At 49.6% G+C, this 21884-nt stretch carries 19 protein-coding genes; 10 read left to right on the top strand and 9 right to left on the bottom strand.

All coding sequences use genetic code 11. The features are described from left to right. The first annotated feature begins 118 nt into the window (after positions 1-118). The 4 genes from K331_RS0111770 (at position 119) to K331_RS0111755 (ending at position 3034) form a co-directional block, all read left to right on the top strand. Positions 119-412, top strand: coding sequence for an MTH1187 family thiamine-binding protein (locus tag K331_RS0111770; protein WP_028590435.1), 294 nt, complete (start codon positions 119-121; stop codon positions 410-412). Further along, positions 409-1188 carry an ABC transporter permease gene (locus tag K331_RS0111765; RefSeq protein WP_028590434.1) on the top strand — a complete coding sequence of 260 codons (780 nt, stop codon included), beginning with the start codon at positions 409-411 and terminating at the stop codon, positions 1186-1188. Before K331_RS0111770 ends, K331_RS0111765 begins: the two co-directional genes overlap by 4 nt. Positions 1189-1319: 131 nt before the next feature. Further along, positions 1320-2153, top strand: a complete 834-nt coding sequence (locus K331_RS0111760; RefSeq protein WP_028590433.1) for an ABC transporter ATP-binding protein — start codon at positions 1320-1322, stop codon at positions 2151-2153. Continuing rightward, a complete protein-coding gene (locus K331_RS0111755) occupies positions 2153-3034 on the top strand; it encodes a TatD family hydrolase (protein ID WP_028590432.1) in 882 nt (293 codons plus the stop codon). The genes K331_RS0111760 and K331_RS0111755 overlap by 1 nt, the downstream gene beginning before the upstream one ends. A 97-nt stretch (positions 3035-3131) precedes the next feature. Here K331_RS0111755 and nfsA read toward each other — a convergent pair whose 3' ends face one another. The 9 genes from nfsA to K331_RS0111710 form a co-directional block, all read right to left on the bottom strand. Beyond that, positions 3132-3875: an oxygen-insensitive NADPH nitroreductase gene (gene nfsA, locus K331_RS0111750; RefSeq protein ID WP_028590431.1), complete on the bottom strand. Its 744-nt coding sequence runs from the start codon at positions 3873-3875 to the stop codon at positions 3132-3134. Beyond that, on the bottom strand, positions 3868-4476 hold the full coding sequence (locus K331_RS29400; protein WP_036634775.1) for a TetR/AcrR family transcriptional regulator: 609 nt from the start codon (positions 4474-4476) through the stop codon (positions 3868-3870). Before K331_RS29400 ends, nfsA begins: the two co-directional genes overlap by 8 nt. 160 nt (positions 4477-4636) lie before the next feature. Further along, on the bottom strand, positions 4637-5800 hold the full coding sequence (locus K331_RS0111740) for a YhgE/Pip domain-containing protein (RefSeq protein ID WP_028590430.1): 1164 nt from the start codon (positions 5798-5800) through the stop codon (positions 4637-4639). 214 nt (positions 5801-6014) lie between these two features. Continuing rightward, complete coding sequence (locus K331_RS0111735) at positions 6015-7004, bottom strand: serine hydrolase domain-containing protein (RefSeq protein ID WP_028590429.1); 990 nt, start codon at positions 7002-7004, stop codon at positions 6015-6017. A 185-nt stretch (positions 7005-7189) separates the two neighbouring features. Next, the gene (locus K331_RS0111730; RefSeq protein ID WP_028590428.1) at positions 7190-9622 is read right to left on the bottom strand and encodes a heavy metal translocating P-type ATPase; all 2433 of its coding nucleotides are present in this window, start codon (positions 9620-9622) and stop codon (positions 7190-7192) included. A 232-nt stretch (positions 9623-9854) separates the two neighbouring features. Beyond that, positions 9855-10055, bottom strand: coding sequence for a copper ion binding protein (locus tag K331_RS0111725; protein WP_028590427.1), 201 nt, complete (start codon positions 10053-10055; stop codon positions 9855-9857). 27 nt (positions 10056-10082) lie between these two features. Continuing rightward, the gene (locus K331_RS0111720) at positions 10083-10460 is read right to left on the bottom strand and encodes a metal-sensitive transcriptional regulator (RefSeq protein ID WP_018887186.1); all 378 of its coding nucleotides are present in this window, start codon (positions 10458-10460) and stop codon (positions 10083-10085) included. Positions 10461-10656: 196 nt separating this feature from the next. Further along, positions 10657-11889, bottom strand: a complete 1233-nt coding sequence (locus K331_RS0111715) for a multidrug effflux MFS transporter (protein WP_028590426.1) — start codon at positions 11887-11889, stop codon at positions 10657-10659. A 414-nt stretch (positions 11890-12303) separates the two neighbouring features. Next, a complete protein-coding gene (locus K331_RS0111710) occupies positions 12304-13782 on the bottom strand; it encodes an Lsa family ABC-F type ribosomal protection protein (RefSeq protein WP_028590425.1) in 1479 nt (492 codons plus the stop codon). A 660-nt stretch (positions 13783-14442) separates the two neighbouring features. On the opposite strand from K331_RS0111710, the gene K331_RS0111700 reads away from it, so the two are divergent. The 6 genes from K331_RS0111700 to K331_RS0111670 all read left to right on the top strand — a co-directional run bounded on the left by K331_RS0111700 (position 14443) and on the right by K331_RS0111670 (position 21749). Next, positions 14443-15033: a DUF5317 domain-containing protein gene (locus K331_RS0111700; protein WP_028590424.1), complete on the top strand. Its 591-nt coding sequence runs from the start codon at positions 14443-14445 to the stop codon at positions 15031-15033. A 274-nt stretch (positions 15034-15307) separates the two neighbouring features. Continuing rightward, positions 15308-17140: a bifunctional diguanylate cyclase/phosphohydrolase gene (locus tag K331_RS0111690; RefSeq protein ID WP_028590423.1), complete on the top strand. Its 1833-nt coding sequence runs from the start codon at positions 15308-15310 to the stop codon at positions 17138-17140. A gap of 29 nt (positions 17141-17169) precedes the next feature. Then, complete coding sequence (locus tag K331_RS0111685) at positions 17170-18006, top strand: sensor histidine kinase (protein ID WP_028590422.1); 837 nt, start codon at positions 17170-17172, stop codon at positions 18004-18006. Beyond that, positions 18003-18668 carry a response regulator gene (locus K331_RS0111680; protein ID WP_028590421.1) on the top strand — a complete coding sequence of 222 codons (666 nt, stop codon included), beginning with the start codon at positions 18003-18005 and terminating at the stop codon, positions 18666-18668. The genes K331_RS0111685 and K331_RS0111680 overlap by 4 nt, the downstream gene beginning before the upstream one ends. A 346-nt stretch (positions 18669-19014) precedes the next feature. Beyond that, a complete protein-coding gene (locus K331_RS0111675) occupies positions 19015-20793 on the top strand; it encodes a copper resistance CopC/CopD family protein (RefSeq protein WP_028590420.1) in 1779 nt (592 codons plus the stop codon). Between the two features lie 122 nt (positions 20794-20915). Further along, positions 20916-21749, top strand: coding sequence for a YcnI family copper-binding membrane protein (locus K331_RS0111670; RefSeq protein WP_028590419.1), 834 nt, complete (start codon positions 20916-20918; stop codon positions 21747-21749). Positions 21750-21884 lie beyond the last annotated feature (135 nt).

Genomic DNA, 21884 nt, shown 5'->3' with positions numbered 1-21884 from the left:
AGCGTATATTTCGTCATTCAAGGCGACCAATAACGACACACACTAGTGTATAGTCAACATCAGGACAGGCTAATGTTGTTTCAAGAAATAAAATTCAACCAAGAAGGTGAGAGTTAACATGGCAGATACATTGCTTAGCATTCAGGTTATTCCCAAGACTCCCGGTGGGGAGGATTCCATCCCTTATGTAGACCGTGCTATCGAGGTCATCCAGCAATCCGGCGTCAAGCACGAGGTTCATCCGCTGGAGACTACGATGGAAGGAAACATCGACGAGCTACTGAAGGTGGTCAAGGATATGCACACCGCCCTCATCGAGGCGGGCAGCCCCAGTGTGATCTCTCAGATCAAGATCGCACATAATCCGAAGGGGATCAGCATGGATCAACTAACTGAGAAATATCGTCCATGAGCCGTAGGGGACCTTCACGGAACTCTTGGCTACAGCGCGTGTGGCCGCCACTTGTGGCGGTCCTCTTCTTTTTGGCGCTATGGCAGGCGGCAGCGACCTTTCTGAACATTGAGGCTTGGCTGTTACCCAGTCCGATTCGGATTATATCCGAAGGGACAGCTCAGTCAGCCCTGCTTGCTGGACACACCTGGGCGACTGTCAAGCTGATGCTCGGGGGCTTCGCCATTGGTTCAACAATCGGATTGCTGATTGCCATTGTGCTGCACATGATTCCATTTTTCAAAACATCGCTGTATCCTTTGCTGATTCTTAGCCAGAATATTCCCATTATTGCGCTCGGCCCGTTGCTTATGATCTGGTTCGGGTTCGGACTGCTGCCTAAGCTCATGGTGATTACACTCGTCTGCTTCTTCCCGGTTGCTGTCGCAGCCATGGACGGATTCATGCAGACAGATCGCACCATGATGAATTACATGCGAATGTCAGGGGCCGGAAGGCTGCGGATATTTGCCAGATTAGAGCTCCCCCATGCGCTGCCATCGGTATTCTCAGGCATTAAAATCGCCGCCACTTATAGTGTTATGGGTGCCATTATTGCCGAATGGATCGGCGCAGACAAGGGAATCGGGTACTACATGCTGTTGCAAAAGGCGGCATACCGTACTGATCTCGTATTCGCAGCCATCGGAATTATTGTGATGCTGAGTCTGCTTATGTTCTTGATCATTATCTTGCTGGAGAAATGGCTAGTCCGCTGGCAGCCACAGAAGAAATAATACCTTCCATTCATAACTTGCGGTCTTAGCTAACGGTCAATTGCCAGCGATGTGCAATAAGTACCCTTGGCATGACATCTACATTGTGATGATTGAGTAAAGAAGTGAGAGGGTTCGAGGAGGAATGAGATATGAAGACAGAGCAGCCGCAGGCCGCACTTCAGGTAGACCGGATTAGCGCCGGCTTCCACAGTCATAGTGGATGGCTACCCGTAATACAGGACCTCTCCTTGACGGTGGAGCCAGGACAGTTCGTATCCATCGTAGGACCTTCCGGTAGTGGTAAAAGCACGCTATTTCATATGATCGGGGGACTCATGACACCGCAGGAGGGTCGGATCTTCATGAATGGTGCAGAGGTAACGGGCGAACGTGGACATATCAGCTACATGCCCCAGCAGCCTGCGCTTTTCCCATGGCTCACGACCCTGGATAATGTCCTGATGGGACAAGATAATGCACCAGCCCAGCGGAATCAAGACCGCGCCAAGTCGCGAGCTGAGTCACGAGCCGAGGCCAAGCGGCAGCTGGCCGAGATCGGATTGGAAGCCTTCGCGGATGCCTATCCGCACATGCTGTCAGGGGGTATGCAGCAGAGGGCCGCGTTCCTGCGGGCATTGCTGAGTCCACAGGAGCTGATGCTGCTGGATGAGCCATTTAGCGCGCTGGATGCCATGACCCGCAGTGACATGCAAAGCTGGTTGCTGCACGTATGGGAGCGGCACCGGCGTTCCGTCCTGTTCATCACCCACAGCATTGAGGAAGCATTGCTGCTGTCAGACCGCGTCTATGTGCTCTCGGCACGTCCTGCTACGGTACTGCGTGTCGTTGATGTCCCCTTTGCCCGACCACGCCGGGAGGAGATCATGCAGCAAGTGGAGTTTACCCGGCTAAAGCAGGAGCTCACCCTGTCGATGAAAGAGGAACGACAGAAATCTGTGCAGCTTGCTCAGGGGGGATTCTGATGAGTGAACAAGCATCCCGTCCCCCTATGCAGCCTAACACTGGCCTGCACTGCACTGGAGTCACTCATGCTGGCAACAGTCCAGCAGCCTCCAAGTATAGCTTGATTGATACACATATTCACCTGGATCAATACTTACCCGAACAGCAGGTAGACATGATTCGCCAGATGGAAGCTGCAGGCGTGCAAGCCCTTCTGTCCGTGTCCATGCATCTCGCCTCCAGTCGCAGCAATCTGGCATTGGCACAGCAATATCCGGGCAAGGTGCTACCAGCCTTCGGCTATCACCCTGAGCAAGCTCTGCCGACAGCAGACGAACTGGCGGAGCTATTTCACTGGATCGAGCAGCACCAGGACCATATGATTGCTGTCGGTGAAGTCGGTCTCCCCTATTACCTTGCACAGGAAAAGGCTGCTCAGGGAGAAGTGTTCGACCGGACGGGATACATTGAGCTGCTAGAGCAATTCATTATGCTCGCCGCCCGTTATCGCAAGCCCATCATTCTCCATGCTGTGTATGAGGATGCGAAGATTGCCTGCGATCTGCTGGAAAAGCATCAGGTGCAGCAGGCTCATTTTCACTGGTTCAAGGGAGATGTCGCGACCGTTCAACGAATGGCAGCCAATGGATACTATATCTCTTTCACACCCGATATTGTGTATGAGGAGGAGATCCAGGCGCTGGCACTCCAATATCCTCCCCAGCTGGTCATGAGCGAGACAGACGGTCCTTGGCCGTTCGAAGGTCCATTCGCTGGACAGACTACCTCTCCATGGATGGTGAGCGAGGTCATACGCACCTATAGCAAACTGCGGGGGATGCAGGAGTCGGAGGCCCGTGCCCTTCTTCATGCTAACGCCTGTCGGTTATATGGGCTGTAAGATATGGACTGTAAGGCTGCGCAGGCTTGTTGCACCGTGATTCACGGCGCAGCAGCCTCACATAACAGCATTCGATCGGCCTAGGGGCAAGTTGGCTCTAGAACTTCATGAATCCTTTGCTATGCAAATAATCCCTCAGCTCCAGCCGTGTTGGCTTGATGAGTCTTGCGGCCATATTCTCCGACCAGGAGGCGGTCCGCTGCCCACCTGTGCGTTCCGTAATGTACTGGACCATCGTCTGGTCGTACAGCTTCACAGCTGCCTTGGACTGCTCGCGATCATAGCCATTCATATGCAGCACACCGGACAGCGGCAAGCGCGGTTTGCTGCCGACCTCTTGGTCAGGCACACCGATGCACATGCCGAAGACTGGATACACAAGCTCTGGCAAGCCGAGCAGCTCGGATACCTGAGCAATATTCGTACGAATGCCACCGATATAGACAATTCCAAGTCCAAGGGATTCAGCGGCTATGGCCGCATTTTGTGCAGCCAAGGCCGCATCAATCGTAGCAACAGCATAGTTCTCCGTAGAGGATACCTGCGACTGAGCCTCAGGCTGATGCCATTCCACAGTTTGCTGTACACGGTACAAATCTGCACACCACACCAGAAATACTGGGCATTCCGCTACATAGGCCTGTCCTCCTGCCAGCTCGGCAAGCTGTCTCTTCAGCTCATCATCTGTGACGGCAATGGCTGTATAGGCCTGCACATTACTGGAGGTCGAAGCCATCTGGGCGGCTCCGACGATCTGCACCAGCTGCTCCTCGGTTACAGGCTCCGGCTTGAACTTTCTGACTGAGCGATGATTCATTAACAGCGCTATCGTATCATTCATGCGGGTTCACTCCCAATCCTTGTAGAATAAAAGCTATCGTCTGATCCACAATCTCATCCTGAGAGAAGTTCTCCGGCTCAAGAATGGACTCCAGTTGTCCTCTCCGCTTCTGGGAGATCGACGCATGAAGCACGAGCAGCAGCGCCTGATTCAGAGAACGGTAGTTAAACACCCCTTGCTCGCGCCCCCGCTCCAGCACCTGCTTGACCCTTTTCCAGATCGGCAACAAATACTTGAGAATATACTCCTGTCGCTCCGAATGCATTGTCATCTCTTGCTGAATGATGTCACTCATTTCCTTGTCCCGGATGGTCGATTCAATAATGCTGCGCAAGAGGAGCACGAGACCCTCGACTGGACTGTATGCAGCGTAGTCAACGTCTCTCAGCTGGTTCACATGATGAAAACACTCAAAAATGGCCTCATAAACCTTCTCCTTGCCTCCAAAATGGTAGGATATCATGGACACATTGACTCCTGCCAACTGACAGATTTGTCTAACACTTGTCCCATCATATCCCTGCTCGGCGAAGCAGCTTTTGGCCGTTAACAATATGCGTGTTTTGACATCTTGCTCTCTGTGCTCTGGTAGTGATGACATACAGCGTTCCCCTTACAGCAATATTTACCTCGTATTATGTTACTTTATGGACCAATACGCAAGTAAGCGGCACAGATGGAATCTGCACCGCCTACGACCCCCTTACATTACGTTATTCCCATTACAATGGGGCCAATTCACTGTAAACCAGAGCCTGGTCCTATACGGAAGAGTTCATCGCTGGTGCAGTAGCTGCTCTTGCCTTGGCTCCACGCAGTGCACTGGCCGTGCATCCGATCAGCAAGGAGATGAGCAATATCAAGAGCAGCATCCATGAAGCCTTTGAAGCTCCCATGCCTCCCAATTGAATGGCTGTAATCCCCTGCACAGCATAAGAGGCAGGAAGCCATTCTCCAATCGTTTGATAAAAGGGAGATAGAAGCTCTCTTGGTACCATCGCGCCAGATGAGACCAGCTGCAAAGACAGAACGATAATATTGAAGAGCATACCTGCACTACCGAATACGATGAGAAAGAGCTGGGCAAAGAACATGAACGTCCCTACGAACAACGCCTGGAACATCCACAGCTTCAGGAAGCCCTGCTCTGCCTGACCGCCCAGCATGACGACCAGCGTAGAGCCAATCAAGGCGATCAGGAGGCAAGAAACCACGTTAATGATGATTCTAGCTCCGAATTTCTCATACCAGGTGAACGCAGCACCGAGCATTCCGGTAGCCATCTGCACATTCAGCCCCATAATCATGACACCTACATAAGAAGCAAGGACAAGCATCATGGGCACCATCTGATTGTTCATTCCCTGTACTGGGTGGATCGAGCTAAGCTGTGAGCCAACCTTATGGACAGAGGTCTGAGCTACCTGCTGGGCTTGCTCTGGTGACGCACCTGATTCGACCAATTGAGCCATTACACTGGCCGTAGAGGCCTGGGAGTTCACAGTAGCTGTGATGGAGGCCGCCGCGTTGCTCATGATGCTCTTCACCGTAACCGGATTAGCCTCATTAATCGTATATCCAATGACAGCCTGGCCGCCCGGTGTGGACAATTGCGAAGTAAAGCCTTGTGGTATATCAATGACCATCTGTACCTCACGCGCATCCAGACGTGCCTGAGCATCCTCCAGCGTCATGCCTTCCTTCACCTGGAAAGGCAGATTGCTGCTCAACTGTGCTGCGATCCCCTGAGCTTGCGCGGATTCATCCTCGACCACGAGGGCCACTTGCAATTGATCTGCCCGATCATTAACACCTTGATAAGCTGTCATCCAGATTACACTAAAAATGATCTGAAACATGATGGCTGTGATGATGCCAATCATAGTCTGTGGTTTTTTCATATATGCCTTAACAGCATTTAGCATGATTCATCCTCCGAATTCAAACAAACGTTTGTTTCATTTTTTATTTAAAATATAAGATTTCAGGCGAAACATGTCAACTATTTTCAGAAAATGATATGTTATTTACGAAATATAAAAAACCATAACAAACAGCCCGTACAACCCTATTCGGGATGTTACGAGCTTCGGCTTGCTATGAGGTGGTCAGCACCTTCTCAATCAAAACATATCTTTTTTATCTAACAACAAACTGATTATCCTCAAATAACGGTATAATATGCTCTTCTATCAATTCAATTCTGTTTTTCGCGCGTGGCATAAAACGAGAAGCGATAGTAATTACTATTTTCTTCTCAGTATTTACGAAAATCGCATTTCCACCGTCGCCCAAGGCTGCATAACAACCAAGTCCCTTGTTGTCAACAATCCACCATAAATAACCGTATGGCCGCTCTCCCCACCGACTGCTTTCTTTGGTACTGTCCTTGATCCATTCTGAGGATAATAGTTGTTTTCCGTTCCAAAATCCTTCATTCAAGTATAGCTGACCGATCTTCGCCATATCCCGTGGCGTTAAGGTTAGTCCCCAACCAGCGGTGTTCGTGCCTTTCGGATCCACCACCCAACCACGAACATATCTATCCTTAAGAAAAGAAAAATACTCTTCTTTGCAGTGAACAATCGCATTATCGGGTGCTTTGATTCCAAGTGGTTCAAACAGATTTTCCGCGGCGAAATCAAGCACAGGTTGGCCGGTTGCATTTGCGATAATCCCTGACAAAATCTGTATACCGATGGTGGAATATTTAAACTCTCCAAGACCGCTCTTACCGCCCAACAAGTCCAGCGCAGCTTTTGTCCAATCATCGCTTGTATAGACCTTTGTATATGGCTCTGACTTGTACTTATACGGTGCTGTCATGGTTAGCATATGTTTAACTGTGACATTCAATATCGTTTTTTCACCGCGTTTGACCTTGTAATCAGGAAAAAAATCCAATACCTTCTGGTCTATGCTTTCAATATCGCCTTTATCCAGGGCAATGCCAATCAGTGCGGAAACAATGCTCTTGGTCACCGAGGCAATATGAATGCTATCGTCAGCGGTATAGCCGTCAAAATAACCTTCGTATACCTTTTCGCCGCCTTGCATCACCACGATCCCTGCAATATTGCCATAGTCTTTTTTAATCAGACTTTCGAAATCTGTAATTCTTTTATTCATGATCTACTCCTCCTACATATCAAGACATCAATATCTAAGAAGAGCTTATTATGATATAAATTTATTTGCGATAGTACACCTTGCGGTAGTACACATCAATATTAGAGATTCTATATGTGACGCATGGTAGTGCCCAGATTTGGAGATATAACACCGAAGCTTCAACCCGTGATGGCATTTTCACCTTAGAGCTTTACCCGTTGCAGTCGCAGGGCATTCAGGACAACGGAGACGGAGCTGAAGGCCATCGCAGCCCCAGCCAGCCATGGAGCCAGGAAGCCCAGTGCTGCAATAGGAATGCCGATAACATTGTAAGCCAACGCCCAGAACAGATTTTGCTTGATATTGCGCATGGTACGCCTGCTCATGTCCATCGCATCAGGCACACTGTTCAGATTGCCTTGCATTAGCGTAATATCCGCAGCCTCCATCGCCACATCTGTCCCTGTTCCCATGGCGATACCAATGTCCGCCGTGGCTAATGCAGGCGCATCATTGATCCCGTCACCTACCATGGCTACGCGACGTCCTTGCTCACGCAGCTTGGCTACCTCCGCTGCCTTCTCCTCAGGCAGTACCTCTGCCAGTACGTTAGCTATACCTGCTTGTACGGCTACGGCTCGTGCAGTCAGCTCATTATCTCCGGTAATCATAATGACCTCTTTGCCCATAGCCTGCAGACGCTTCACAGCTTCCGCCGACGTACTCTTGATCGTATCCGCTACCGCTACCTGACCAGCGTAGACACCGTCAATCGCTACCAGCATCGCGGTCTTGCCTGCACGCTCGAATGCCTTCATTTGGTCGGCAGCTGCGCCTGGAATGGACACATTCTCCCGTTGCATCAGCTTACGAGTGCCCACATATACGACATGGCCTTCTACGACAGCTCTGACGCCGTAGCCAGGAATACCTTCGAAATCCCCTGCCTCAGGGATCTGAATCCCTCGTCCCACAATCCCCGCCACAATCGCCTCAGCAAGCGGATGCTCGGAATGCTTCTCAGCAGCAGCGAGTAGACTTAACCAATCCGTGGCATCCACCTCATCCGCAGCCATAGTATCTGTTAGCTCAGGCTTTCCGTGTGTAATCGTCCCCGTCTTGTCAAAGACGACAACATCGGTGTGATAAGCCGATTCCAGATGCTCCCCGCCCTTGAACAGGATGCCATATTCCGCCGCTCGTCCGGAGCCTGCCATAATAGAGGTAGGTGTTGCGAGCCCAAGTGCACAAGGACAAGCAATGACCAGCACAGCTATAGCCTTCTCCAGCGCACCAGACAGATCACCCGGGGCTACCAGCAGATACCACACAACAAAGGTTAATACGGCGATTCCTACAACAATCGGTACGAAAATTCCAGAAATGACATCGGCAACACGCTGAATTGGTGCCTTTGAGCTCTGGGCTTGCTCTACTACCTTAATGATCTGTGCCAGAGCCGTATCTTGCCCGGTACGGGTCACTCGCACCTTCAGCGAGCCGTTCTTGTTGACCGTCGCTCCCGTGACCGGATCGCCTGCCTGCTTATCGACTGGAATGCTCTCACCGCTAAGCATGGATTCATCCACGGCCGAGCGACCTTCCTCTACCGTGCCATCAAGCGGAATTTTCTCTCCCGGTCTTACGAGCAGCAAGTCTCCGGGGACAATCTGCTCCACCGGAAGCTCAAGCTCCTCGCCGTCGCGCAAGACACGTGCCTGAGGCGGCTGCAGGTTCATCAGGCTGCGAATAGCGCTGGAGGAGCGTCCTTTGGCGACAGCCTCGAACCATTTGCCCACCAATATCAATGTGATCAAGACAGCACTCGTCTCATAATACATTTCGACCTGTCCATGAGCATGTGCACCAACGGATTGATAGGTCAGGTAGAGACTATAGAAGTAAGCCGCCGAGGTCCCCAGTGCCACCAGCACATCCATATTGGCGCTACCGCTACGCAGGGCCTTGAAGGCTCCGACATAGAATTGCCAGCCTATGATGAACTGGACAGGTGTCGCTAGAATCAGCTGGAACCAGGGATTCATGAACAGCTCGGGAACATACATCCAGGACGTAAAGCTGAAGTGGCCCACCATGGCCCACAGCAAGGGTAAGGACAGTACGGCGGAGATGACCCACTTCCATAGCTTACGTGCTGTCTCTCGCTGCCGCTGCTCGAACAGATCAGGTCCTTCCCCTTGCGGGATAGCTCCATACCCTAGCTGCTGCACCTTGTCTACGATGCCCGCTCGGTCGAGGACACCTGCTGTATACTCGACATGCGCCGTTTCGAGCGCAAGATTCACATTCACTGTCTCTACTCCAGGCAAGCGCGACAGCCCCTTCTCAATCCGGGTAGCACAAGCCGCGCAGGTCATGCCCGTAATATTAAAATCCGCCTGCTCAGTCACCGTTCCATACCCCAAAGCTTCGATCTTGCCACGCAGCTCGCCAATTCCTGTCTGTCCCGCTACGTAATCAATGGTCACTTGCTCGGTAGCCAGATTCACGCGTGCATTACTGACCCCTTCCATACGGTTCAGACCCTTCTCAATCCTTGTGGCACAAGCCGCACAGGTCATCCCGGTAACATGCAGCGTCGTATGTGCCTCAGACTGAGCGATATCTCGTTCCATTTGTGAGCACCTCCATTCATATACCCTATGGGGGTATGTATATTTGAAAAATAAAAACGTCTTTCGACGACATATTCCAGTGTAATATTTCGAATTTGAATTTGAATACCCAACGTTACCAGCGCAACAGTCAATGGAAAATAGGATACCCCTGCCGGGTACACAAGCTCAAGAAGAAGCCTTCTCTTGCCTTAGAAAGAAAGCCTCTTCTCAAGTTAACTAACCACTCTGATTAGACAATATCGTACCCTTGGTCCTCAATAGCATGCTTGATCTCACCAATTGAGATCTTGCTTTCGTCAAAGTCCACCAATACAGTCTTCGCCTCCAGATTCACCTTGGCCTCCGCACCCGCTTCCTTCACCGCGCGCTCCACAGCCTGTACACAATGGTTGCAAGACATACCTTCTACATTTAAAGCAACTTGAGACATCTTCCCATTCCTCCTGCCCAAAGTATATTATTTCATCAGCTTCTTGACAGTAACCAGCAGCTCGTCAATCACTTCATCCTCACCAGCCTGAATGCGCTCAATGACACAGCTCTTCATATGCCCCTCCAGCAGTAGCTTGCCAACCGCATTCAGAGCAGACTGTGCAGCCGCTATCTGGTTCAGCACATCGTCACAGTACGTATCCTTCTCAATTAACCCCTTGATGCCGCGAATCTGGCCCTCAACACGGTTGAGTCGGGAGATCATACTGTTCTTCAGCTCAGCGGGATGATGGCTGCGCCGTACACCCTCGGCAGAGGCTGAGGCATGCCCGCAAGCATGACCCTCAGGGGCGCAAGCCGGAGCTGCCGACTCCGTTGTCTGATTCTGTTCTTCTGCACTCATATGGCTTACCCCTTCCTGTCAATCTGTTCAGGTTCATTCTAATATACCCCTAGGGGGTATGTCAAGGAAGTCTATTGCCTGGCTCCTGAACACTTTCTCTCTTCCCGGTACTATAATCCTGACTAGCACAGGCCAACATCTTCATCTCCCGAAATCCTTTAGGCTACAAGAGCATTATCGCCCTATTCGGAAAGAATCAACCTGCATTCTTCAAATGACGCTGCACGAACAGGATATAACAGGCGAGTGCTGCCAGCTCCCCAATCGCGATGACCAGCGCCATCGGTATTGGCGTCGTTCCACTACCCAATCCCACTAGAGGAGACGTAATAGAGCCAATGAGGAGCGGTAGGAGACCGAGCAGTGCCGATGCACTGCCGGCATTCGTTCCCTGACTCTGCATCGCAAGAGATGTCGTTGTCGTGGACACAATACCCACGGAGGCCACTACGAAGAATAATGGAATGACAATGGATATGAGTCCTCCACCTAGCAAAGACACCAGAAGCAGCGCTACGCCTGCAAGGGCGGCAATAATCAGACCAATGCGCAATAAGAGACCTTCACCCACACGTCCTGCTAGACGACCTGCCACCTGAGCAAAGAGGACAATACCTATTCCGTTCACCGCAAAAAATAGACTGAAGCCCTGTGGCGTCACACCGAAGATATCCTGCAGCACGAACGGAGAACCGGCAATGTATGCGAACATGGAGCCTGTAATGAGGCCCTGAGACAATGCCAGCCCCATGAACGTAGGGTTCGCCGCCAATGCTCCAAAGGTCGACAGCGTCTGCTTCAGCCCTCCAGTAGAACGCTTGGCCTTCGCGAGCGTCTCAGGAAGTCCCAGCACAACCGCGATCAGCATGACGACTCCAATGATGCACAGCACCATGAACACTCCACGCCAAGGCATGAATTTAAGCAGAAGTCCCCCAAGGACCGGGGCAGCGATAGGAGCCAGCCCATTCACGAGCATGAGGAGCGAGAAGAACCGGGTCAACGCAGGCCCTGAATACAGATCGCGTGCAACAGCACGTGAGATGACAATCCCCGCTGAACCAGTAAGTCCTTGAACGAACCGCAGCACCAGCAAAATTCCGATGTTAGGCGCAAATACACACAACAGCGAAGCAACGGCATAGAGCACCAAAGACACGATTAGTGGCCCGCGGCGCCCTCGTACATCACTAAGTGGACCAGCAATGAGCTGTCCGATTGCAAGCCCCAGCAGACAAGCCGTCAAGCTTAATTGTGCCAGTGAGGCTGTCGTCTGCAAATCTTGTGCCAATATAGGCAATGAGGGCAGATACATATCAATGGATAATGGTGCGAAGGCGCTGAGTGCTCCTAGCACAAAGGCAATCCATAGCACACGCCCACCTTTTAATGGACTGGCTTGCATGGTAGTATCGGATGAAGATTTCATTATGTAAGATCCTCCTAATCACTTGCTGAATCGAATTGCTGAATCAAATCTCAAGCAACTCGATACCATTCTTAGGCTTGCAAAGCCTGATTGTAGCATTATATACCCTACGCCTTGCGCACCGTCAATACCGCCAGACGTCCGAGAAGCCTGTAACTATGGGCCAATCACATGATTGATCTGAGAATGAATCCAAAATTAGTCCATGTAGGGCCTGTTGTAGAATTTTTGTCTATTCTTCGACATGTAGCTGAATTTATCATGAGTTATATGTAACTATTGTTAATACAGCTTAGCTCAAAACAAAGGAGCGAGCAACCCAGTAACATTGCCTCGCTCCTTCGTCGATTGGTCAACCATCTTCTTATGTTGTGGTCTCTGTTACTTCGCTGCAGTCTCCGTTAATCCCATATCTTAGAGGGTTATCGTTTTCGTAGCAATATGCTCTTGGAAGGCTTGGTCATGCTCAACAAAAACCATTGTCGGCATAAAGTTTTTAATTAGCTCTTCTATTTGCATACGCGAATACACATCAATAAAATTTAGCGGCTCATCCCAAATATATAAATGCGCTTTTTCACATAAGCTTTTAGCAATAAGCAGCCTTTTCTTTTGTCCACCTGAATAGTGGGATAAATCCTTTTCAAATTGGATTCGGTCAAAATCCATTTTTCGCAAAATAGCTTTGAACAGCTGTTCATCAACCTGATTTTCTTCAATAAAGTCAGATAGCTTTCCCTTTAAATGAGAGGTGTCTTGTTGCACATAAGAAATGACAAGTCCTGAACCCACACTCAAAGCACCCGTATGCTGGAGCGGCTGCCCTAGAATCAGTTTTAGAATACTACTTTTCCCACTGCCATTCCTTCCCTCAAGCACCACACGATCTCCTTGTTCCACACAAAAGCTGATTGGCGTGTTCACAAATTCACCATCATACATCACAGCCACATCCACTAACTGTATTAGTTCCTTGGACTTGTATTCTAATGGCTCTACCTGCAATGCCTCTGTTTTTTCAACATTTTTTAGCAACTTCGACTTTTCTTCAATAGCCTTCTGTTGCCTTGATTCCAGGCTCTTTGCACGTTTCATCATTTTTGCAGCTTTATGCCCTACATATCCCTTGTCCAATTTAGAGCCGGAATTGGTTGTGCCATTTTTGGATGCTTCGACTTGACTAGACCAATTCGCCGAGCGCTTTGAAGATTGCTGCAGCCTTCCAATGTCTTTTTGCAAGCGTTCATTGGTTACTTCCTCATGCTCCTGCTGTCTATCAAAATTCAGCTTCCAAGAAGAATAATTACCACTTTGAACTTCTATATTGGCTCGGTTAATGGACAAGATATGATCCACACAGCCATCCAAAAAATTTCTGTCATGCGAAATTAAGATAAACCCTTTTTTCCTTTTCAAATAATTGGCGACCAACTTTCGGGCATGCGTATCCAGGTGATTAGTCGGCTCATCAATTAATAAAAATTGTCCTTCATTCAAAAAAAGTGCAGCAAGCAACACCTTTGTTTGTTCCCCGTTCGATAATGTCTCAAAGGGCCGGTACATCGCTTCGGCGTCCATATCTAGATAAGATAATTCTCGAAGAAATTCCCAATCTTCAGCCCGAGGACAGATCTCCTCTAATATTTCATATGTGAATCTGCTTTTATCTGAAACTGGATATGGAAAATAATTAAATTCGACGGAAGAAATAATTTTTCCGCTGTAATCATATTTCCCCAATAGTAGATTAAAAAAAGTGGTCTTGCCTCGTCCGTTTCGACCAATAAATCCAAGCTTCCAATCGGTATCGATCTGAAAGCTGACATCTTCAAAAATATTGTCAAAGCTGCTTGGATAAGAAAACGTCAGGTTCTGTACTTGAATCATTGACATGTAAAAGTTCCTCCTTTTTATAACCCATTACTTCTTATAAAAAGTCGGTACATATCCATCTATTTTCATGTTACTCCGTATAAGTTGATGGATATCAACGACCTATACGGAGTAAATCATGTGTAACAATAGCGTCTGTACTCATGCCGCACCTCTCCTTTTGCATTCGGCCATGACTTTACGTTCGGTTAAGGATCAGGACTCCCCTTGATAATGAATACTTTCTCGATAAAAATACATAGGCTGAAACGGTACCCGCATCACAAGGTTTGATCCCACATAATCCTAACATGGCAAACGGAATACCATCAATTCCTGCTCCGGTTCCATGGATGTTCGAACGCCAGTCATAGGCACAAAAATAACATCTACTTCAAAAGAAGTAAAGCCTTGTTCTCCTTGGTTGAAGATCAACATTTTAAAGCTAGATATATCTCCAATTCGGCTCCCTCCCCTCATTTACCTCAATAATTTGCAAATCATTCTGGCATTTTATCCTCCAATATACCGGAAATAACTATTAATTAAGGTTATCAGAGTCATACTCCTGATTTATATATTTAGAACAAATTGCTTAGTCCCCGAAAAAATATAGAAGGATTTTCCATATATATGTCGAATATTTCTATTACACCTATTTTATGAAACTGGAGAGCTGCCATGGTCTATGACGGAATTATTATTGGTATTGTTGTCGGCTTATTTAGAGGTGGGTGGCAGCTTGAAGGGCTCCGCCGGCTGGGTCAGCTGAGATTAAAGGCTGGTTGGGTATTCCCTCTGCTACTGCTTGTACAACTCGTTATTTTCTACCTGCAAGGCAAGTCCACGTTACTGGCATCTATGAATGGCATACTGTTCATGGCGGTATATGTCACAGGAATGCTCTTTCTGTGGCTCAATCGACATCATCCGGGGTTTACACTCATTCTGATAGGCGTGCTGCTTAATTTTCTGGTCATGGCGCTCAATGGCGGGCGGATGCCTGTGTCTCTGACGGCTTCGACGGTACTGGGTCCATATTATATGGAGCTGCTATCATCCGGGGAAGTCATATCCAAGCATGTCATGATGGACACCTCCACGCGATTACCCTTTCTCGGGGATATTATTCCATTATCCAGCCCGTATCCACGAACACAGGTCATTAGTATCGGAGATGTCATTATGAATCTGGGAATCTTCTTTCTGATACAGCATTTAATGGTGCCCAAGAAGAAGGGATATAGTAGCGCTAATCCGCATCATGCCTGATATACATAGCAAGATTGCCGACACTAGCAGTCATCTTGCTGTCTCTATACTCCAAGAGAGGAGGTAATCCTATATGAAGTCACTCAAATACTCTCGCGTCCTTATCAATGCCATCATTATTGTATCTGCTGTCATTGCCTTGACTTCCGGGTACAAGATCGGAGGCTAGCGACCAGTCTTGTTCCAGACAGATTGGACACAGGCTGGTTACCAGCCTGTTTTTTTTATTTTCTCATGGAAATCCTGATACATAATCATGGCAAGGAGAATCAAAATGAGGTTATTTAATCTGTTGCTTCCGCACGTCACACCGATCCGGATTTATATTCTCAGCATTTGCTTGCTCGGTGCCAGTGTCTTTGCGTATGCGAATCATCTGTCCTTTCTCCATTATTCCCTGGAGCAATGGATTGTTGTGTATGCACTACTGGGCGCCGTAATGGTGCTGGAGCACTTTACATTCCAGATTCCCCCTGCAAGCAATAAGCAGTCTATGGACACCTCGGTATATCTGGCCTGCATTTTCGTATACAGCCTGGAAATGGCTATTTTCATTCTGCTGCTGAGCAGTATCATTGCGGCTGTGCGTGAACAATCGCTGTCATGGTGGAAGCACGCTGTCAATTTCTCCATCTACTCCATGTCCATGTTTGTGGCAACACAGGTATTTATAGCTAGCGGAGGACAGACAGGTCCGCTGGACAGCTCGCAGCTTGCGGCATATCTTCTGGCAATGATCAGTTATTTCGTCATCAATACGCTCACGCTCGGCTTGTACTTCTACATTGCCTACAAGGAATCACTAAGCGAGCTTCGCAAAGCATTTTTTGCAGAATCCTTGCTTGTGTACGTATGCACTCTCCTGCTATCGCTCGTGCTAACGGTTCTGTTGTATCATAATGGATTCTTGGGACTGGCTATCTTTTTGGCCCTCAGCAGTCTGCTCTCACATGCCTTCAAGCTGCTGTTCCATATGTTCCGTGATGTCGAGCAGAAGGCGAATGTAGACCAGAGGACCGGATTATTTAACCATACGCAGTTCGAGAATGTGTTGAATTGTAATGTGAAGACGGCGAGAGGAAACAGTACTCCCTTATCCTTGGCGCTAATCGACATTGATGACTTCAAGGCGTATAACGACCATTTTGGCCATCTGAAGGGAGATCAGTTACTTGGATTTGTAGGTGCTCTGTTACTGAAGGAGACAGAAGATACCGATATTACAGCCTACCGCTATGGCGGCGAGGAATTCTCCCTGCTGCTCCCTGGATACCATGCTGATGAAGCGGCTCTCTTCGTCAATCGACTGCGCAAGCGACTGAATGACTCTCTATTTGAAGGTGTGGAGATATTTCCGCACGGCTGTCTGTCCTTCTCGGCGGGGATTGCCGAATATCGGATAGACATTTATGATAAATCACAGTTGGTAGAACGAGCTGATAAGGCACTCTATTATGCCAAAAGACAAGGGAAGAATACCGTTCATATCTCCGGCAGCCTCGACAACCTGGAGCGTGCCATTGATCTGAAGCAGGATATTAACGATATCGAGCAGCAGCTCAAGCTGTTCCTGTACAAGGACATCGACACCTTCAAGCACTCCAAACGGGTGTTCAAATACGCCAACGATATCAGCAAGGTACTGAACCTCAGCCCTGAAGAGAGATCCCGCTTCGTGCTGGGGGCCCTGATTCATGATATTGGCAAGCTGGAAATACCCTGGTCGATTCTGAACAAGAAGGAGCCGCTGACCTGTGACGAATGGAATATGGTGAAGGGACATGTAACCTGGGGTAAACGTATAGTAGAAGCGAATGGCCGCTTTGCAGAGCTCATCCCCTTCATTGAGCTGCACCATGAGCGTTATGATGGCGGTGGATATCCTTATGGCTTTGCCGGCGAAGAGATTCCCTGGCTATGCAGGATGCTGACCATCATTGATTCCTTTGACGCCATGACGACAGAGAGACCCTACCAGCGAACGAAGACCTTCGATGAAGGCCTGGACGAGCTACGTAAATGCTCCGGCACCCAATTCGATCCGGTCCTTACAGAGATTTTCATTGAATACATTACAAGCATACGCCCTGTATCGGATCAGGTATAGAACCTGAATTCGACAGTAAAGGAGAATACATGACCTACAGAGATATCAAGCGGATGATTCTGTTCATTCCTGCAGTTACAGTCGGATTATGGGAGTATGTTCGACATCAGTTCCTGATGCCCTATATTTCTATGGAACTGGGCAATTGGCTGACCCCTGTTATTCTACTCCTCGTCAGTATTACGCTGCTGAACAGGCTATTCCATATGATGGAGACGGCACGAGCGGAGCTGGAGCGTGAACGGGCTGCCAAGGACCAGCTGGAGTCCAGAGAGCTGCTTGCAAGAGAGCTACATGATGGCATTGCTCAGTCTCTTTTTCTACTATCGGTAAAGGTGGATAAGGCAGAACGCTCAGTAGAAGCGGCAGCTTCACCGCAATTCTGGAGCGGCATCCGCAAGACTCTGCATGAAATGGATCGCTATGTCCGCCAGGCCATCTCCAATCTGAGAGAGGTCGAGCCTACACATCCGTCAGCGGAATACTCCGCATTACTCCAGCGCGTAGAGGACATTACGAGGGATGTCTACCCGCAGGCCGGGCTGGACTGGGACATTCAAGACAAGCAGCTTACTGCCTTGGAGCAGATTGAACTGCTTGCCTGTATAAGAGAAGGGCTACTGAATGTCCGCAAGCATGCTCAAGCCACAGAGGTAAATGTAACGGGTGAACGTCTGCCGGGGCAGGGCTGGAGAGTCATTATTGCCGATAATGGCGTAGGATTCGACGATCATCCTCTGGAGCGTAAAGACCACTATGGACTGCAGATCACCAAAGAACGCAGTGAGAGACTCGGCTGGATGTTCCGATTCGTCCGATCGAATGGACAGACAACACTTGAAATCAGCAAGGAGGTGCAGGCATGAATCTACCTGTCCGCGTTATGATCGCCGATGATTCTGCGCATGCACGTGAAGCTGTACGGGACATTCTGTCTGAAGACGACTCCTTTGAGATTATTGCCGAAGCCTCCAGTGGGGCCGAAGCATTAAGGTTGACCGAGGAGCTAATGCCTGACGTGCTGCTAATGGACATACGCATGCCCGATATGAACGGACTGGAAGCTACGAGCTTGATCAAGCTGCGCTTTCCATATGTCAAGATTGTGATTATTACGGTATCGGACGATGTAACGCACTTGTTCGAAGCGTTGAAGCGGGGAGCTCAGGGATATTTATTGAAAAATCTGTCTCCCTCCACATGGCTGGAGTACCTGCAAGCCATTGTAAGGGAAGACGCACCACTCAGCCGAGAGCTGGCTTATCGGATACTGCAGGAATTCCCTACCTCACCGAAGGGGAACGAGGCAGCACATGGTCTGACTGCGCGCGAGCGCGAGATTCTCAATTGGGTCGCTTCAGGCAAGACCAATCGTGAGATCGGCGAAGGCCTCTTCATCTCGGAGCAGACCGTGAAGAATCATCTCAAGAACATTCTGCACAAGCTACAGTTGGAGAATCGAGTACAGCTTACACGTTATGCCATCGAGCAGGGCCTTGTAGAGCGCGACCCCGGAACCTCCCGGTAATGATTTTGGTTCAGCTATCCAAATGAACAATGGCCCTAATGCAGCATGACTCGATACTTACGAGAAACCATAACATAGACTCATGCTATAAACACATACTAAAGACGCATACTATTCACGCAGAGATTAGGCCAAGAGGCCGTGCACAGGAAGTGCAAAGGTGGATCTGCTGTTATCGTAGTGCGTCTTTTTTGCCGAATTTTCATATAATCGTCAAATTTAATCGTATAAAACACACCTTTATAGCCCTATATGGTGATGTTCGCACTTGCCAGCAAGACTCTATAATGAACTTCCGTATACTAGCACTGGAACAAAAACTTTATTAAGGGAGGTCGCATGACTCATGCTCATCATACACCGTCGGGCAGTGACCATCCTGATCACCGTCCTCTGCATGTTAGGCATACTGGGGTTACCTGGGGTCGCTTGGGGACATGCCTCACTGATCCAATCCTCTCCAGAAGCCAATGCGGTACTTGAGGAGGCACCCGAACGAGTTGAGCTCACCTTCAACGAACCGCTACAGACTGCGTTCATGTCCATTCAGGTGACGAATCAGGATGGACAGCGTGTAGATACAGGTGAAGCCAGACTCTTGCCGACTAACTCCAACGTAATGGAAGGGGATCTGAAGACCGATCTGCCTTCCGGGGTCTACACCATACAGTGGCGGGCAATCTCTGCGGATGGACACCGAATTGAAGGGATTATTCCGTTTCAAGTTGCTCTGGCTGGTCAGACCGGGGAACTCCCCCTGACTACAACGCCGATCAGCTCTGACGAGACTGAACAGACTCGTATCGACCTCGTTCTGATTCGCTGGCTGATGTACCTGGGGATATCGCTGCTTTTTGGAGGGCTTGTGTTTCGACTGTATGTATTACAACAGGGCTGGGGTACCACAGACTCGGGGAAGGACATCCGCATTGATAAGCAAACAGCCAGAAACAGGCTACGAGCACTGACCATTCCACATCTCCCTGCCTTGCTATGGAGCGGATATGCCGCCCTCGCTGTTGCCGTAATTCTGGCGCTTCCCCTTCAGGTATCCTGGGATGCTGCCGTACCTATCACCCAAGGATTCAGTGGGCAACTCATCGGAGAGGCACTACGCTTCACTCATGCAGGTCAGCTGTGGTTCGTTCAAGTTATGCTGCTGCTGATCATCAGTGTCACTATGATCTATGCACATGACCGTGAGCAGCCGATTACCAAGCAACGCCGATACGCACACTTTACTGTGGTTCTGACTCTGGCTATTATGCTGGCCAAGGCCTCTGTAGGGCATGCAGCAGCGGCTTCGTTGCCTATAGCAGCCATTTTGGCTGATTGGGTGCATTTTGCAGCAGCAGCCTTCTGGATCGGATCGCTTAGCGTGATGCTGATCTGTATGAGCGTACAGCGGCGTGTAATGGACCCCGAAGAGCACAAGCTCCTCATGGGTGACCTGCTGCGAAGCTTCGGCGGCTGGGGCATTGTGGCGACAGTGCTGTTGCTTGGGACGGGGGTCTATACCTCATTTCAATACCTGCCTTCACTAGAGGCACTCATATCGACTGGTTACGGCTTGACCCTGCTAGGCAAAGCCCTCCTGATGCTGATGATGCTCGGGATTGCAGGCATTCAGTTCCGCAAGGTGCGCAAGCCACAGGAAGTCCCTCCCGTAGGTAAGGGTATCCGATGGGAGCTGGGGGCCGGGATCGCTGTCCTGCTACTCGCAGCGCTGTTGACTCTTTTGTCACCTACACCGGCTCCATCTACAACTACATCTCCATCTCCGGTAGCCAACGCTTCCTTCCAGGCTACCCAGACGGATGAAGCCAATCATCAGGTCACATTGACTGTCCAACCGACGCGGGTTGGCAGTAGCACCCTTGGGGTAACGTTCACGGATCAGGCGAATGTGCCTGTCGAAGGCATACAACAGGTGACGCTGACCCTTATACCGGAGCAGGCTGAGCGCACAGCGCAGGAGATTATCATACCTGCCCAAGCAGAGCAGCCGTTCACAGCCACAGAAATCTTGCCTGTTGCCGGAAATTGGACCATACAGGTACACGCCTTGACGGCATCTCTGGACTCTATTGACGCGGAGTTCACCGTTACCGTATCTGCCGACTAAGCTACGAGCGCGTGTAATTCGCCCTTGAACTTACATCGGAGCTTTACAACGCCCTTTTGCTTGATTTTGTCTGTAACGATTAACGAAGTATCCTAATCCAATCATAAAGAGAGGTATTCAACATGTTCACACGATTGAAGAAGCACTCCCGTCCATTCACCAAACTCACGGCAACGCTGACTACAGCTACTGCAGCGATGCTGCTATTCGCTGGCATTGCTAGCGCTCATGTCACTGTTACCCCTGCGGTATCCAAACCTGGTGCCTGGGAGACCTATACGATGAAGGTCCCTGTAGAGAAAGAGGTTGCTACCAACAAAGTCGCGTTGAAGGTGCCTGATAATGTAGATTTCAAGCAATATGAGCCCGTGTCTGGCTGGACTGTCGCCATTGACCGCAATGCGACGGGAAAGGTCGACACCGTCACCTGGACATCCGAAGGGGATGGTATTGAAGCTGGTCAGTATCAACGCTTCAGCTTCGTAGCAGTAAATCCCTCAGGAGATGCAGATGTCACCTGGAATGCTTTCCAATACTATGCTGATGGAAGCATCGTTGAATGGACTGGCGGGGAAGGCTCCCAACGTCCCCATTCCATCACCAAGGTCACTGCTGATGACACGGCAGCAGCAGATACAGGACATTCCCACGGTAACGCGGATGGCCATCATACTGAAGGGGATCTGAGCGGGGGCACTACAGGATCAGCAGACAGTAATGAGGCCTCCAATGATACGGCAGGTACAGATTCATCGACAGGGGGCACAGCACCAGAGAACGCCGAGGAGCAGGCTGGTACTCCAGCGCAGACGGAGGCTAGCTCTGGTCAGACAGCATCTGGCACGGAGACTGCTGCTTCTCCTATGAACACGAGTACGACTGTAATCAGTATTGCTGCTCTTGTCATTTCACTGGCAGCTCTGACGCTAGCGATCCGTAATCGTCAACGTCGATAATCCAGACAGAACAATAAGAAAAACCTCTATCGTCGGTACTTTCTCAGGAGACAGACCGCATTTAGTTGATCTAAAAAACACCGCTTCTTTCGACAAGCGTAGCACACACAAGGTGCTCGCATCGTCGAAGAGAAG

Origin of the sequence: Paenibacillus massiliensis subsp. panacisoli DSM 21345, assembly GCF_000426545.1 — a bacterium.
Lineage (GTDB): Bacteria > Bacillota > Bacilli > Paenibacillales > Paenibacillaceae > Paenibacillus > Paenibacillus panacisoli.
Note: the sequence above shows the minus strand (reverse complement) of the source record. Positions and strands in the feature narration are given on the sequence as shown.

Coding starts and splice junctions, on each gene's coding strand:
- K331_RS0111770 (WP_028590435.1), top strand. CDS start 119: ATGGCAGATACATTGCTTAGCATTCAGGTTATTCCCAAGACTCCCGGT.
- K331_RS0111765 (WP_028590434.1), top strand. CDS start 409: ATGAGCCGTAGGGGACCTTCACGGAACTCTTGGCTACAGCGCGTGTGG.
- K331_RS0111760 (WP_028590433.1), top strand. CDS start 1,320: ATGAAGACAGAGCAGCCGCAGGCCGCACTTCAGGTAGACCGGATTAGC.
- K331_RS0111755 (WP_028590432.1), top strand. CDS start 2,153: ATGAGTGAACAAGCATCCCGTCCCCCTATGCAGCCTAACACTGGCCTG.
- nfsA (WP_028590431.1), bottom strand. CDS start 3,875: ATGAATGATACGATAGCGCTGTTAATGAATCATCGCTCAGTCAGAAAG.
- K331_RS29400 (WP_036634775.1), bottom strand. CDS start 4,476: ATGTCATCACTACCAGAGCACAGAGAGCAAGATGTCAAAACACGCATA.
- K331_RS0111740 (WP_028590430.1), bottom strand. CDS start 5,800: ATGCTAAATGCTGTTAAGGCATATATGAAAAAACCACAGACTATGATT.
- K331_RS0111735 (WP_028590429.1), bottom strand. CDS start 7,004: ATGAATAAAAGAATTACAGATTTCGAAAGTCTGATTAAAAAAGACTAT.
- K331_RS0111730 (WP_028590428.1), bottom strand. CDS start 9,622: ATGGAACGAGATATCGCTCAGTCTGAGGCACATACGACGCTGCATGTT.
- K331_RS0111725 (WP_028590427.1), bottom strand. CDS start 10,055: ATGTCTCAAGTTGCTTTAAATGTAGAAGGTATGTCTTGCAACCATTGT.
- K331_RS0111720 (WP_018887186.1), bottom strand. CDS start 10,460: ATGAGTGCAGAAGAACAGAATCAGACAACGGAGTCGGCAGCTCCGGCT.
- K331_RS0111715 (WP_028590426.1), bottom strand. CDS start 11,889: ATGAAATCTTCATCCGATACTACCATGCAAGCCAGTCCATTAAAAGGT.
- K331_RS0111710 (WP_028590425.1), bottom strand. CDS start 13,782: ATGTCAATGATTCAAGTACAGAACCTGACGTTTTCTTATCCAAGCAGC.
- K331_RS0111700 (WP_028590424.1), top strand. CDS start 14,443: ATGGTCTATGACGGAATTATTATTGGTATTGTTGTCGGCTTATTTAGA.
- K331_RS0111690 (WP_028590423.1), top strand. CDS start 15,308: ATGAGGTTATTTAATCTGTTGCTTCCGCACGTCACACCGATCCGGATT.
- K331_RS0111685 (WP_028590422.1), top strand. CDS start 17,170: ATGACCTACAGAGATATCAAGCGGATGATTCTGTTCATTCCTGCAGTT.
- K331_RS0111680 (WP_028590421.1), top strand. CDS start 18,003: ATGAATCTACCTGTCCGCGTTATGATCGCCGATGATTCTGCGCATGCA.
- K331_RS0111675 (WP_028590420.1), top strand. CDS start 19,015: ATGCTCATCATACACCGTCGGGCAGTGACCATCCTGATCACCGTCCTC.
- K331_RS0111670 (WP_028590419.1), top strand. CDS start 20,916: ATGTTCACACGATTGAAGAAGCACTCCCGTCCATTCACCAAACTCACG.